This is a genomic window from Klebsiella sp. SYXHC3, assembly GCF_057196925.1.
Window position 1 is genome coordinate 139,459 of the sequence record NZ_JBXUNG010000005.1, and the last position, 13,772, is coordinate 153,230.

At 53.2% G+C, this 13,772-nt stretch carries 14 protein-coding genes; 7 read left to right on the forward strand and 7 right to left on the reverse strand.

Annotated features, from left to right (window positions below):
• The first annotated feature begins 276 nt into the window (after positions 1-276).
• The 3 genes from fliE to AC2CGP_RS14880 all read left to right on the forward strand — a co-directional run bounded on the left by fliE (position 277) and on the right by AC2CGP_RS14880 (position 1,943).
• Positions 277-591 (forward strand): flagellar hook-basal body complex protein FliE, encoded by a 315-nt coding sequence (gene fliE / locus AC2CGP_RS14870; RefSeq protein ID WP_015367290.1) that lies wholly within the window; start codon positions 277-279, stop codon positions 589-591.
• A gap of 263 nt (positions 592-854) precedes the next feature.
• Positions 855-968 (forward strand): YmiA family putative membrane protein, encoded by a 114-nt coding sequence (locus AC2CGP_RS14875; RefSeq protein WP_071609815.1) that lies wholly within the window; start codon positions 855-857, stop codon positions 966-968.
• Between the two features lie 561 nt (positions 969-1,529).
• Positions 1,530-1,943 (forward strand): hypothetical protein, encoded by a 414-nt coding sequence (locus AC2CGP_RS14880; protein WP_228304185.1) that lies wholly within the window; start codon positions 1,530-1,532, stop codon positions 1,941-1,943.
• A gap of 394 nt (positions 1,944-2,337) precedes the next feature.
• Here AC2CGP_RS14880 and fliT read toward each other — a convergent pair whose 3' ends face one another.
• Genes fliT through fliD form a run of 3 tightly spaced genes read right to left on the reverse strand, consistent with a single transcriptional unit; the run spans position 2,338 to position 4,583 of the window.
• Positions 2,338-2,745 carry a flagella biosynthesis regulatory protein FliT gene (gene fliT, locus AC2CGP_RS14885; RefSeq protein WP_045397410.1) on the reverse strand — a complete coding sequence of 136 codons (408 nt, stop codon included), beginning with the start codon at positions 2,743-2,745 and terminating at the stop codon, positions 2,338-2,340.
• Positions 2,745-3,155 (reverse strand): flagellar export chaperone FliS, encoded by a 411-nt coding sequence (gene fliS, locus AC2CGP_RS14890; RefSeq protein WP_015704959.1) that lies wholly within the window; start codon positions 3,153-3,155, stop codon positions 2,745-2,747. Before fliS ends, fliT begins: the two co-directional genes overlap by 1 nt.
• 24 nt (positions 3,156-3,179) lie before the next feature.
• A complete protein-coding gene (fliD, locus tag AC2CGP_RS14895) occupies positions 3,180-4,583 on the reverse strand; it encodes a flagellar filament capping protein FliD (RefSeq protein ID WP_032711349.1) in 1,404 nt (467 codons plus the stop codon).
• Between fliD and AC2CGP_RS14900 the strand changes: the two genes are divergently transcribed.
• The 3 genes from AC2CGP_RS14900 (at position 4,577) to AC2CGP_RS14910 (ending at position 7,048) form a co-directional block, all read left to right on the forward strand.
• Positions 4,577-4,822 carry a hypothetical protein gene (locus tag AC2CGP_RS14900; protein ID WP_015367282.1) on the forward strand — a complete coding sequence of 82 codons (246 nt, stop codon included), beginning with the start codon at positions 4,577-4,579 and terminating at the stop codon, positions 4,820-4,822. The genes fliD and AC2CGP_RS14900 overlap by 7 nt on opposite strands.
• 43 nt (positions 4,823-4,865) lie before the next feature.
• Entirely contained in the window at positions 4,866-6,128 is a 1,263-nt protein-coding gene (locus AC2CGP_RS14905; protein WP_049052970.1) for a flagellin FliC, read from the forward strand.
• 197 nt (positions 6,129-6,325) lie between these two features.
• Entirely contained in the window at positions 6,326-7,048 is a 723-nt protein-coding gene (locus AC2CGP_RS14910; RefSeq protein WP_015704963.1) for an RNA polymerase sigma factor FliA, read from the forward strand.
• 30 nt (positions 7,049-7,078) lie between these two features.
• Here the strand turns inward: AC2CGP_RS14910 and AC2CGP_RS14915 are convergent, their stop codons facing one another.
• From AC2CGP_RS14915 to AC2CGP_RS14930, 4 genes are all read right to left on the reverse strand, one after another.
• Positions 7,079-8,248 carry a YncE family protein gene (locus AC2CGP_RS14915; protein ID WP_407248933.1) on the reverse strand — a complete coding sequence of 390 codons (1,170 nt, stop codon included), beginning with the start codon at positions 8,246-8,248 and terminating at the stop codon, positions 7,079-7,081.
• Positions 8,249-8,276: 28 nt separating this feature from the next.
• Positions 8,277-10,499, reverse strand: coding sequence for a TonB-dependent receptor domain-containing protein (locus tag AC2CGP_RS14920; RefSeq protein ID WP_047041766.1), 2,223 nt, complete (start codon positions 10,497-10,499; stop codon positions 8,277-8,279).
• A gap of 169 nt (positions 10,500-10,668) precedes the next feature.
• Positions 10,669-11,460, reverse strand: a complete 792-nt coding sequence (locus AC2CGP_RS14925) for an energy transducer TonB (RefSeq protein WP_227509979.1) — start codon at positions 11,458-11,460, stop codon at positions 10,669-10,671.
• Positions 11,457-12,320 (reverse strand): ChaN family lipoprotein, encoded by an 864-nt coding sequence (locus tag AC2CGP_RS14930; protein ID WP_213759510.1) that lies wholly within the window; start codon positions 12,318-12,320, stop codon positions 11,457-11,459. Before AC2CGP_RS14930 ends, AC2CGP_RS14925 begins: the two co-directional genes overlap by 4 nt.
• A 420-nt stretch (positions 12,321-12,740) precedes the next feature.
• On the opposite strand from AC2CGP_RS14930, the gene AC2CGP_RS14935 reads away from it, so the two are divergent.
• Positions 12,741-13,757: an iron ABC transporter substrate-binding protein gene (locus AC2CGP_RS14935; protein ID WP_045375453.1), complete on the forward strand. Its 1,017-nt coding sequence runs from the start codon at positions 12,741-12,743 to the stop codon at positions 13,755-13,757.
• The last annotated feature ends 15 nt before the right edge of the window (positions 13,758-13,772 follow it).

Genomic DNA, 13,772 nt, shown 5'->3' on the forward strand with positions numbered 1-13,772 from the left:
GTTCAGGCGGCGACGCGCGCTGGCGTGCTGACGAACGGTATGGATAGCGTTATGTGACAAAACAGACTCCCTGATACACATCTTTTCTCAATAGCGGCGCTCCCATTTCTGGGCAGGCCATTATTCGTCTTATCAGATGATTCTGATTGCCCGATAAGCCGGGTTTTTTGCGGCTAATTAACCGCTTTAAGCAAAAATCGCTGTGTTAGGGTGTGCAGCATTGGAGAAGTACAGGGTGAAATAGCGCCTGGCGATCACGACAGTATTGAGGAAAAGATGGCGATTCAGGGTATTGAAGGCGTACTGCAACAGATGCAGGCGATGGCGATTCAGGCGGGAAATAACGGGCAGAATAGCGTACCGCAGGGAGTCAGTTTTGCCAGTGAATTGACCGCCGCGCTGGGTAAAATCAGCGATACCCAGCAGGCCGCGCGTCAACAGGCGCAGAACTTCGAGCTGGGCGTGCCGGGTATCAGCCTGAATGATGTGATGGTCGATTTACAGAAATCTTCAGTTTCGTTGCAGATGGGCGTGCAGGTGCGCAATAAGCTGGTGGCGGCCTATCAGGACATTATGAATATGCCGGTTTAGTCATACAATCCCGGCGCAATTGCTTCCTGCAAACCGCTATGCTAACGCTGGCGGTTTTGTCTATTTACGGCGACAACGGCAAAAAACTGCTCGCCTCTGCATTGATTTTGACCCATCGACTGGTGAATGAGTGATCCGAAATTATCATTACAGTTGATAGGGGATACAGATCAATAGCCGTTCATCGATCGACACAAACGATCTGACTACTAGCACTACAAACTGTATGGTCTTGCCAAAATAATTCTAATTTGGAATAGCAGATGTCCGGAAAAGTAGACTATCAGTTGCGGCGTAAGGTTTGGATTGGGATTTTTCTCGGTTTGTTGGTCTTTTGGGGAACCATTGCGACGATTGTTACCTTAGCGTTGGCTTAGCGCCAAAAGTTTCTACTGTTATTTAGTATCTCCCCGTCAGGTACAAGAAAGATCTGCTTTGTATTATCGGCGGAAGGTGAAAATTTAAATTTGGATGGCAATTCACTATCGTTTCCCGGCCCGGTGGCAAATAATCTGCGCAAATTTTGCTCCGCGGAGGCGTTATGCTGTGGCTTCAGACCGTTGTATTTTTTGTCGTTTTAGCTTTTGTCGCGATAGCGATGTTTCATGAAACCTGGCGACAGGATAGCGAGTAACCGCCGTTTCAACTTCCTCTGATCTGTCTCCCTCCTTAACAGTGACTAAACTTAGAGCATGGCTAACGGTCTTCTGGAGGGTGTTGTGAATAGATTCCACGATGAATACGACGAGCGGGAAATGTACCACATGGTCTGCCGTTGGGAAGATGAAGGCGGGGCGGTAGCGTAACGCATCTCTTTTAAACTGACCGCATTCTGGCGGCTCAGGCGTGAAATCGTTGTATGGCATGAACGCGCGCGCTTGACCCCTGGCAACTTCAGGGGCAATATTCCACGGACTGTGGTAACCCCGGCTGTCTGCATGACACCTGAGCATTTGGCTGAGCGATATAACGAGTATCTTCAGTCGGAAACGTTGGACAAATATATAACCAGCATGGAGGAGCCTGGCGTGGGAAAGCAGCTAACAGAAGATGATCTTCGTGAACATGGCTTCACCGATAAAGAGATTGCCCGCTTACGTGAAATCATGACGCGGCAAGAAAGTAACAATGAAACCTATGCTACTTTGATCGACAGTTTACGAAAACGTTTTTGGGGCGGCGTTATTGTTGTTTGTATTGCCTTTGCCATAGTCGTTTCGTGGATTTTTAACTTCGAAAGTAATGATTTTACTTATCCGCTAATCATTATTTTTATCCTGATTGCTGTTTGGAAATTAACACCTTTCCCGATGGCTTTTAAAGCTTATCTTATCTACTTGAAAATCGAGTGATTACTTATTATCAATTTCATATATGGTATTGCCTATTTGTATTCCTTTTACCGTTGATGAAACACCTTTAAGAGCCAACGCAGGGGCGCTCACTTCCAGAGGAATACATCCATATTTTATCCTCGTGACAGATATCAGATTAACCCGGTCAAGATAACACAGAGTATTTTACAGGCATATTTCCCTAAGCCTGTGAGTGGCTTATTTTAGCTGTCGCGATGTTTAGAATATTTAATTGATGAATGTATGAAGCGTAAATGAAATAATTGATTATATATTATTGCTTATTCACTCCTGTAAAATCCGCCGATGGCTTACCAGGCAACACTCTGCATTGCCCTGGTGAGACCCATCATGCGCTTCCTGGCCGGAATATCAGGCTGTAAGGTTGTTGTTATTGTAATTCTTCGCTTTTGCTCTTAATGGCGACCACGTTATCGGACTGCAGTTCGCCAAGCAGGAGCGAACGATCGTCGAACTGGCCGTAAGCGTTGTTGACCGCGTTCTGGCGGGTGGATTGATCGATCAGCGTTTTTAATTGTTCCATCCGCTGTTGCAATAGCCCTTTCAGTACTCCCTCATTGTCGATAATCTGCTTCAACTTAGCGTTGAGCATCTCTTGCAGAGCCAGCGATGGCCCCGCTTTGCCGGTAAATTCGGCGGTTTTCTCGACCGCCGTCACGTAGGCAAACTGCATTTCCACCAGCGCTTCCCATTGCCCGGCGCGTGCCAGGGCAATCATCTGGCTGCTCAGGGTATGGATCTGCTGATAGGCGGCTAAAAGCTGCTGTTGGCGTTCCATCACAATGTACCCTGAGCAGGTTGATAGTTTGGCCCAATTTGCCGCCAGGCATCGGCGATATTCTCCAGCAGCTTGACCACTTCGACGATCGCCGCTTCGTCATTATGCAGGTTGGCCTGCATCAGGCGTCGCTTCATATAATCGTACAGCGCCGCCAGATTATCGGCGATTTCGCCGCCTTGCTGGTGGTCGAGGCCGCTTTTCAACCCGTTGTCGATGATGTTGATTGCCTTCGACAGCGCCAGGCCTTTACCGGCGATATCCCCCTGATTCATCAGGATGCGTGCGCGAAGCAGGGCGTTAAGCGCCCCGTCGAACAACATTACGATTAACTGGTGCGGACTGGCGCTCATCGCGCTGCTTTCCAGACTGACCTGTGCGTAGGCTTGCGTGCCGCTACGGTTATACATGCTGTTTCATTACCTGATTAAGGGTTACTGGGACGAGAACTGCTGTTGTAAGTAGTTACCCGTGCTGCTCAGCTTGGACATCATGGTATCCAACTGAACAAACTGTTGTTTATAGCGATCGATAGTGTTCTGGATGCTGTCGGAAACAGTGTCGATCTGGATATTCAGGCGATCGAGATTGGTGTTGATGCTTTTGGTCGAGTTCTCGATGATGCCGCCCGCTTTAATATAGTTCTGGATTTCATTATGGATTTCGGTGGCCATCCCGGTGTCTTTACCGTTGCCGGCGAAGAAGTTGGCGACCTGATCCGGTTTCTCGTCGAGCGCTTTATTGAGCTTGGTGCTGTCGACTTCCAGCTTGCCGGTTTTGGGATTGGTTGAGATCCCGAGGTTGCCAAGGCCTTTCAGCTCCGGGTTGTCCTGAGCGGCGCTGAGCGCGCTTTTAATCGATGACTGAATGCCGCGCAGGGTGTTATCGCCCAGCAGCGCGCCGTTCTTGGCGCTTTGCGCTTCACCGCTTTTCACCGGGGTGTATTTGGTCAGCGAGCCGAAGGTGTCGAGCAGCGAATTATAATTATCCACCCACTCTTTGATTTTGTCGGCGGTGCCGCTTTTATCGATGCCGATCACCAGGTTTTGCGGTTCGCCGGCTTTGGTGGTGGTTTTCAAGTCGATGGTGACGCCCTGCAGCGCATCGGCAATCGAGTTGGTGCTGCGCTTAATTTTGGTGCCGTTGACGATAATCTCCGCATCCTGTCCGGCGACGGTCTGCTTCATCGCGCCGCTGTTGCTGCTGCTGTCGTAGTTGAGGATGGCGCCGAGCTTATCGTCGTTATTCACCTGCACCGACACGGTGTTTTTCTCGCCGGTGGTGGAGGAGCTCAGCGCCAGCTGATAGTCATTGTCGCCGACGCGCATGATGCTGGCGGTGACGCCGGCTTTAGCGCCGTTGATGGCATCGCGCATCTCCAGCAGCGAGGTCTGGTCGTCGCTCAGCGGAATCGTGGTCTCTTTTGGCGGGTCGCCGGCGGTGATCGTAATAGAGCGGTCGCTGTTGCCGGCGGTTCCAAGTTTCTCTTGTTGGTCGGTAATCGTCGCCTGGGTGGTCAGGGTTTGCGGCTGCGCCAGCTTCTGCACTTCAACGCTATAGTTGCCCGGCACCGCCTTATTGGTGGTGGTGATGGTGAACTGGTCGTGCTTGGTGGCGGTGGTGCTGTTGAAAAACTCCGGCTTGGCCAGCTCCTTGCTCAGGTTATCGAATTTTTCCAGCGAGCTTTTTAACGTGCCGTAAGCCGTTAGCTGCGCGTTATAGCTGGTTTGCTGAGTGGTATACGGCGTCAGGCGCTGTTGTTCCGCCTTGCTGAGTTTGTCCAGTAAACCGTTGAGGTCGAGTCCTGAGCCGATGCCTAAGGAACTGATCGATGCCATTGGTGTTTCTCCTTACTAATGACGTTATTCGCTTATTGCGTTATCGGCCCAGTGGAGAAAAAGTTTACCGAAAAAGTGAAAAAGGCGATGGCGTAATAGAAGAGGGAAAAAGCGCGTTATTTTCGCCATTGGCGGAGGGGCAAAAATTTTTCAAAAAATGGCTAAAGGTTGCAGAGGATACGTCGATACCAGAAGGGACGGTGGTTGACGCCGTGGGCAAGCAAGCCCGAACCTTTTAACCACGTTGCACTGAACGCAACTGACTCGTAAGGAATGCATATAATGGCACAAGTAATTAATACCAACAGCCTGTCGCTGATGGCGCAAAACAACCTGAACAAATCCCAGTCTTCCCTGGGCACGGCGATTGAGCGTCTGTCTTCCGGTCTGCGCATCAACAGCGCTAAGGACGATGCCGCGGGTCAGGCGATCTCCAACCGTTTCACCGCCAACATCAAAGGCCTGACTCAGGCTTCCCGTAACGCTAACGACGGTATCTCCCTGGCGCAGACCACCGAAGGCGCGCTGAATGAAGTCAACGATAACCTGCAGAACATCCGTCGTCTGACCGTACAGGCGCAGAACGGTTCTAACTCTTCCAGCGACCTGCAGTCCATCCAGGATGAAATCACCCAGCGTCTGTCTGAAATTGACCGAATTTCTCAGCAAACCGATTTCAACGGTGTGAAAGTACTGAGTAGCAATCAGAAGCTGACTATTCAGGTTGGCGCTAATGATAATGAAACGATTGACATCGACCTGAAAGATATCAATAAAAGCACTCTAAATTTAGATACCTTCTCTGTGGCATTCGGCGTCAATAAGGGGGATGTCGGTAAAACTGCTGTTGCTGCAAATGATTCCATTCAACTGGATAAAACAGTAACAATCGCTGCCGGGCAAAAAGCAAATTCTAAAGACGTTACTGGTTATGTTAAAGATGATAAGGGTGATATTTATGCTCGTACTGGCGCTACAGAGTATTACAAAGTAGAAAGCATTGACAAAGATGGAACAGCAACTTTTGCAGCGGCACCGGCAGCACCATCTGGTACGACTAAAGCAGTAACCGAAGGTAAGATTTCTGTTAAGGCAACCGATAATGCAGATAAAGATTTAGCTAATACTTTCGCGTACACGGGTACAGAGAAAGGTGCTCCTAAATATGTGATTAAAGATACTAGTGGCGCGACTGACCGTTATTACGCGGCTACTTTTGATGCCGATGGTAAAGTGGTTCGCGGCAACGAGCTCAGCTCAACTCCTGCTACTGAAGATCCGCTTGAAGCATTAGACAAAGCCCTGTCCCAGGTTGACCAACTGCGCTCCTCCCTGGGTGCGGTACAGAACCGTTTCGATTCTGTTATCAACAACCTGAACAGCACCGTGAACAACCTGTCCGCTTCCCAGTCCCGTATTCAGGATGCTGACTACGCGACCGAAGTGTCCAACATGAGCCGCGCGAACATCCTGCAGCAGGCGGGTACCTCCGTGCTGGCGCAGGCTAACCAGTCGACTCAGAACGTCCTGTCTCTGCTGCGTTAATCGCACGTCTGATTACTGTCGCATCGCAACCCCGCTTCGGCGGGGTTTTTGCTTTTTGCCCGTAGCCGCCTGGCAAAACGGCTGAATGAGAAAGCATGTCGTAAATAGAGACGCTTTTATGCGGTTTTTCCGGCGATTGGCATTTTTGCCCCTGCGCATAATAGCGCTGACTCTCTTATCCGCAGGTTTCAGAAATAGTGAGCGATTTGTATACCGCCGAAGGCGTGATGGATAAAAATTCCCTCTGGCTGCGCTACGTTCCGTTAGTGCGGCACGAAGCATTGCGCCTGCAGGTCAGGCTGCCCGCCAGCGTCGAGCTTGACGATTTATTGCAGGCCGGGGGAATCGGGTTGTTGAACGCCATTGAGCGTTACGACTCGCTACAGGGAACGGCCTTTACCACCTATGCGGTACAACGTATCCGCGGCGCAATGCTCGATGAACTGCGTAGCCGCGACTGGGTGCCGCGCAGCGTGCGGCGTAACGCCCGCGAAGTCGCCCAGGCGATGCAGAAGCTGGAGCAGCATCTGGGCCGCCCGGCCACAGAAAGCGAACTTGCGCAGACGCTGGGTATCACCCTTGCCGAGTACCGACAAATCCTGCTGGATACCAATAACAGCCAGCTGTTCTCCTACGATGAATGGCGGGAAGAGCAGGGCGAGAATGCCGAACGACTGCTGGAAGGGCACGAAGAGGCCAATCCGTTGCATCATCTGCTGGAAGGCAGCCTGCGCCAGCGGGTCATCGAGGCCATTGAAGCCTTGCCGGAACGCGAAAAAATGGTCCTTACCCTCTACTACCAGGAAGAGCTAAACCTTAAAGAGATCGGCGCGGTGCTGGAGGTGGGGGAATCCCGCGTTAGCCAGCTGCACAGCCAGGCGATTAAGCGCCTGCGCGCGAAGCTGGCCAACGAAGGCTAATAACCACCTGCCGGACAGGTGGTTAGCGGATTACGATTTACGCAAATCAATGCGCAGAATGCGCTCCTTCGCCCCTTCGACAAATACCTGAGGATCCCACTCGCGATTGAACCCTTCTTTAATGCCGACGTACAGGGTATCCATGTCCGGCGACAGCGCCATTTGATTCGGATAAACCGGGGCGCGGAATTCATGAGTCACCCGCCAGGTTTTGCCATCCACAACGCTGATGGTGCCGCTGGTGAAATTGCTGACGTACAGCTCGTTATATTTTGGATTGAAGCGCACCGCGTTGGCGCCCACTCCGGTACGCACGTAGCCCAGCGATTTGCCGTCTTTAAGAGCGAATATATACAGGCCGTCGTGAGGGCCGCTGCGATCGTCGTGATCGAAGGCGACCACGAAAATACGCCCTGAGTCGGAATCAACGATCAGATTTTGCGCGCTGGCCAACTGCGGCGCGTTAAGCGGGATGGTGCGGACAATCTGCTGGGTTCTGGCATCGATCTCGTTGATATAGTCGCGGCCGCCAACGTAGATCTTCTGCGTCTTTTCATCCAACGTCAGGCCGTAGGCGGTGCCGCGATAGGCACCTTTGACTTCACCTTTCAGCTGCAACGTCGTGCCGTCGAGCATCAACAATTTATGCAGCGGACGCATCCCGTCCTGGGTTTTCAGCATATGGCTGTAGCTGACAAATAACAGATTAGCGGCGCGGCTGTATACCATATGCCGCAGATGTTCGAAGCGCGCATCGGCGGCGCCGTCGGTTGGGAAGCTCAGGCGTGGACTGGTGCGGGTGATTTTACCGCTGGCGGCGTCGAACTGGCTGATACGCAGCGAAGCCGACTGGGTATGGCCGACATAAAGCACGTGCGCCGGCTGATTCATCGCCAGCGAGAAGGCGCGCCAGGGCATATCATAGCGCTGGATAACATGCAGGGTGGCCGGATTAAAGGCGTAAAGATAACCTTTATTGGCCGCGCGGTTAACCCGGTCGGTGGCCGCGGCGAATAGCAGGTTGTCGCCGTTGTCGAACGCCAGCTCATAAACCCCTTCGTTGGCTTCCTGCAGGTAATTGGTTTTCATCGCAAAGCGCGATGCCTCCCGCGGCGGCGGATCGATGGCGAAAGCCGGGTGGGGGAGCAGGGCGGCGAGCAGTAGCGCAGCCAGCGGTTTTATCAAGTTGCGATTAGGCATGATGGTTATCCTTGTTGACAAATAGGGCTCAGAACTGGATTTCGCCGCCGAAAATATAGGTGCGGCCGCGGGCGGTGGTGTTAACAGACGCGCCTTCTTTGGCGTTATCGAGACTCTGGTTCATACGGTTTAGCGCTTCGGAGTAGTCACGATTCGTTACGTTCTGCACGCTAAAGCGCAGCAGCACGTTCTCGGTCATCTGCCAGCTGCTATAGAGGTCGATAATGGTCGGGATATTCGGCATGCTCTCTTTAGGCACCGTATTGGTGTCGAGGCTAATGCCTTCGGTACTCAGGCGTTTTGATTTACCGGTGAATTTCACCAGGCTGCCGACGGTGAGTTTGCGATCGAACAGGCGCCCGCCGACATCCACCGTGGCGTAGCTGCTGGGGAGATCGCTCAGGTCGCTATAGGCGAAGCTATAGACCGTGCTGGCAATAGAGGTGGGCTGATCGGTGCGCTGCTTGCTCCACGACACATTGGCGTAGGCAAAACCGATGTCGTATCCGGCTTCAATCTCATAGCCCTCGGTGGTCACCGGCGAGGTGACGTTAACCGAGATATTGGCGTTGAAATCCGGCGAAGCATTGGCGACATCTTTACACAGCCCCCCGTTGCTGCACAGCAGGAAGGATTCGCTGGTGATGTAATCTTTAATCCGCGAGCGGTAGGTCAGAGCTTTCAGATGCAGGCTATCCTGCTCGCTCAATAATCCTTGTTTGATAACGTTAAAACCGGCCTCCCAGGTTTCGGCTTTTTCCGGTTTCAGGAACGGGTTCATCGATGCGCCGCCCTCGTTGGCGAAGAACACTTCCTGAACGTTCGGCGCACGCGAGGAACGGCTCCAACTGACAAACGGCTGCAGCCATGGCGTCACCTGAGCGGAGAAGGTCGCCGAGGGATTAAAACCGTTATCTTTGACGTTGAGTTGGGTGGCCCCTTGCGGGAAGCACTTTTCGTTATCTGCACAGGCCGGTTTATAGCCCTGTACCCGGCTGCGGGTATAGTTGAGATTAAGATCGAGCTGATAAATATCCTTGTTTAATGTCAGCCCGCTATAGAGCGAGGCGATCTTCTGCTTGCCCGCCGGGGCGAAGGCGTTGTGGTCGGTCTCGGTATCCTGCACGAAGCGGCGGGAATAGCGGGTGTCCATTAATTTGCCGCCGAGCTGGAAAGCGGCATACAGATCGTCGGTAATACGAAAACGGCTGGTGTTGTTCATGTCCAGCGCGTTGGACTTATTGGTGGTCGAGGAGTCGTTAAAATTATACAGCGACTCCGGTTTATATGCCTGATTGCCGCGGCTGGTGCTGGCTAATACATTGAACTCGACCAGTTCATTGAGCGGCGCGTAGTTATAGCGCAGATAGTAGTCGTCGCTGCTAATATCGCGACGGGTAAAACTATTGCGGTAATTACGCCCGGAAAACTCGAAGCGGTTAAATTGATCGACGTTGAAATTGATTTTATATAGCTGCGAGCGCGGCTCCTGACGCAAATATTTATTATCCTCGCCGATAAACTCTTCGCTGCTGCGTCCGCCGCCGTTTTTATAGGTCGCATAGGTGCGGGTGCCGCTGATGCCGAGTAGCGCGCCAAGGCCGCCGCCGTTATCGAAGGTGTCGGTTTTGCCGGCTACCGTTACCATACCGGTGCGGCCGAGTCCGTTATCGCCCACGGAAAAACGCGACAGTAGGCCGACCTGATGCCCCGGTTTTAACACATCATCGATGCCGATCGTGCGCAGATTGGCGCTGCCCGCCAGCGCGTTGACGCCTTGCGAACCGGCGCTGTTGCCGCGGGTGATATCCACTTCGGCCAGGAAGTTGGGGTCAAGCGGTACTCCGGCGGCGGTATTCGCCCCGCCGTGGTAGTTAGCTGGCGCCATGCCGAAGAAGGTCTGGGTGACGCCATCGACCATGGTGTTTACCCGGCCCAGCCCGTTCATGCCGCGAATATTGACGCTGATGGTGCCCTGCAGCGGGTCGATTTGCGTATAGGTGCCCGCCATGCTGCGCAGCGAGGCATCGAGGCTTTGCAGATTCTTATTGAGCGTTCGCGAACTGTAGGCGCCGGGACGGGTATAGCTCTCCTCTGAGGAGCCGACCTGGCCGGTATTTTCCGCCAGCGGGTTATCGGTAACGGTGATGGGAGAGAATACCGATTCCCCTTCGCTTTCGGCGGCAAAAGCCTGGCCGTTGACGATAAGTAGCCCGGTGACGAGCCCCGTGATTATTTGTGATTTTTCCATAATCCAATCCTGAGGTAATAAATAGTTAACGCACAAAAAGGGCAGCAGCGTGCATCGCGCTTATTGCTAAGTGCGATGACACATTGCCCAAAATAAAAAATTATTAGCGGTCAGTGACCGTGATAAATAACATCCAGGATGCCTGAATAAATAACAGGGAACCCTGGGTTTATATTTTTAATAAGCCGAACTCCACCGGCAGGGTGACCTTATTAATACCGTTACGCAGCAGCTCTTTTGGCGGCGGCGGAAGCGGACGCGCATTTTCCAGCGCCATCAGCGCGGCGCGATCCAGCGAATGGGTCCCTGACGAGTTCGCCAGCTGCGATTGCAACACCTCGCCGCGTTCGTTGACGCTGAAGGTAATAATGACGGTACCGGTACGTTTACGGCGGCGCGCATCTTCCGGGTAGTGGCGCATTTTGTTGATTTTGCCTTTCACCAGCGATTCCCAACTGATCTTATTCTTGCTCAGGCGCGCGGCATCGCTATCGAGCGGCGCGGTGGTGCGCTGAGTGAGGACGGCCGGTGCCGGGGGCGCGGCGTAGCTGGTGATGGTTGAATTACCCTTTTCCTCTTGCTGCTGACGGCGGGACTGTTTTTTAACCTCGATTTTCTTTTTCCGCTGCGGTTGGGGTTTGCTGGCGGAGAGCTTTATTTGCGCATTGTCGTGAATATGCAGCTTCGGCGCCTCTTTCGCCGCTGCTGTTTCCTGTTCGGTCATCGCCTCGACTTTGCGCTGCTGGGTGACGCCCGGCGGCAGCTCGGGATGAATCAATGACACTTCCAGTTCCGGCGCGTACTCCACCATCACCGCGGCGGGGGGGGCGGCATCCGGCGGCGAGGCGAAATGAACGATAAAAGGCACGGCCAGCGCCAGATGACCCAGCACGCTGGCCGTTGTTCCCGTGAACCAGCGAGGGCGCGACGCTATCAATGGCGTGGAGAGAGGGATATTCATTTTTCCGCCGCCACCGACCAGATGTAATCAGCCTGCTTCGCCGTCAGCGTGGTGCCGTCGGTGGTCAGCAGTAAGACCAGCGGTTTTTCCGCCTTGAGATCGGCCAGATGCAGCGGTACGCCAATATCTTTAGCCGCATGATAGCCGCCGGCAATTAACAGCGCCGGGCGCGGCGCGGCTTGCATTTGCATCGCCATCAGGCGATCGCGCTGCTGTTGGATAGCGAGCATAGAGGTAACCTGCTCGCCATCGATTTGCCCGTTATGCATCAGATAGATAATGGCCGATTGCGATTCATGTACCTGCGGGCTGTTGGAGAGCGTTCCGCGGGGAAACGTGGGATGCTGATAGATGTCGCTCACCTGCTGGCGGCTAAGGTTGGCTGCCAGCAGCGGATAAGGCGCTTGCAGCGCGGTCATCACGACGTCGCGATAAAGCGCCCACGGCCAGCCGGGGTTCCAGCGCAGGGTTTCCGCCGCGCGAGTGGCGCTCACGGTCGTCCCGCTGAGGCTGGCCCGCTTGACCCGATTGACCGCCTCCTGCTGGCTTAGGTCGATCATCTCCATCAGCACGCTACCCTGCGGGCGAAGGGTGTGGAGGTTCTGCAGCAGCCAGCGCTCAATCTGGTGATGCTGAGCGTTAGTATGTTCTTCGCCAACAATAACCAGCGGCGCCTGGGCGAGTTGGTTCAGCAATTGTTGCGGCGTCAGGGTGCGCCCGCTGGCGGTATCACGAATATTCGCCTTCTCTACCAGCGCGTGCTCCCCGGCAGGAGAGAGGGGGTGAACCGGGCTGTGACAGGCGCTCAGTAACCACGCGCAGCCTATAACCAGAGTCTTTAAAAGGGGTTCCTTAAACATAAAATATCCATTTTCGGCTTTTTAGTCGTCTTTTCTTCGTATCTTGCTGCTGTAACAGGATGATATGTGATATTGAGAATGATTATCAAGATCATTCTCATTTAAAATTATTGGCAAGGGTGATGATTTCACCCGGCAAACAGCTGGCCGTTGCTGTGTCGCGGAGAGAATCTGTGAAGACGATCAAGATTTTAAACAGCGATAATATTTAAATCTGCTGGCTTAATGTTGTCTTAATGTTTGTTTCGGTCGCGCGTTGAAATAAGCATTTTGTCATCAGGAAATTCTAATTGGCGGTGTTTTTCACTTTTTTAAAATGATGGTAATTGTTTTCATTATCATTCACATTCCTCTGTGATTTAATCCGTGCCAACCCGGTTTCTCCACGGCTTTTCGACTACCCATACTAAGGATTAGCTTATGAATTTCCGCTTATCGGCATATTGCGCGGCGATGCTCGCTGCTTCGGCTCTGTTTACCGCTCCGCAGGTTATGGCTGCTGACAATGGCGACGGCATCGTGGTGTATAACGCCCAGCATGAAAACCTGGTGAAATCCTGGGTTGACGGCTTTACCAAAGAAACCGGTATTAAAGTCACGCTGCGCAACGGCGACGATAGCGAATTGGGTAATCAACTGGTGCAGGAGGGGGCAGCCTCGCCGGCGGATGTCTTCCTGACCGAAAACTCACCTTCAATGGTGTTGGTTGATAATGCCAAACTGTTTGCGCCGCTGGATGCCGCGACGCTGAATCAGGTCGCGCCGCAGTATCGTCCTGAGCACGGCCGCTGGATTGGCATTGCTGCCCGCAGCACCGTTTTCGTCTATAACCCGGCGAAAATCAGCGAATCTCAGCTGCCGCATTCGCTGATGGACCTGGCGAAACCTGAGTGGAAAGGGCGCTGGGCCGCCTCACCATCGGGCGCAGACTTCCAGGCCATCGTCAGCGCCATGCTGGCATTGAAGGGCGAAAAAGCGACTCTCGACTGGCTGAAGGCGATGAAAACGAACTTCGTGGCCTACAAAGGCAACAGCACGGTGATGAAAGCGGTCAACGCCGGACAAATCGACGGTGGGGTGATCTACCACTATTACCGCTTTGTCGACCAGGCGAAAACCGGCGAGAACAGCAAAAACACCAGGCTGTATTACTTTAAAAACCAGGATCCGGGCGCTTTCGTGAGTATCTCCGGCGGCGGCGTACTGGCGTCCAGCAAACATAAAGAGCAGGCGCAGGCCTTTATCAAATGGATCACCGGCAAGCAGGGTCAGGATGAGCTGCGTACCAATAATGCTTTCGAATATGCGGTGGGCGTGAATGCCGCCTCTAACCCGAAACTGACGCCGCTGAAAGAGCTGGACGCGCCGAAGGTAGAGCCGTCAACGCTGAATAGCAAAAAAGTGATCGACCTGATGACCCAGGCTGGCCTGCTGTAATTTTATGCTGAAGTG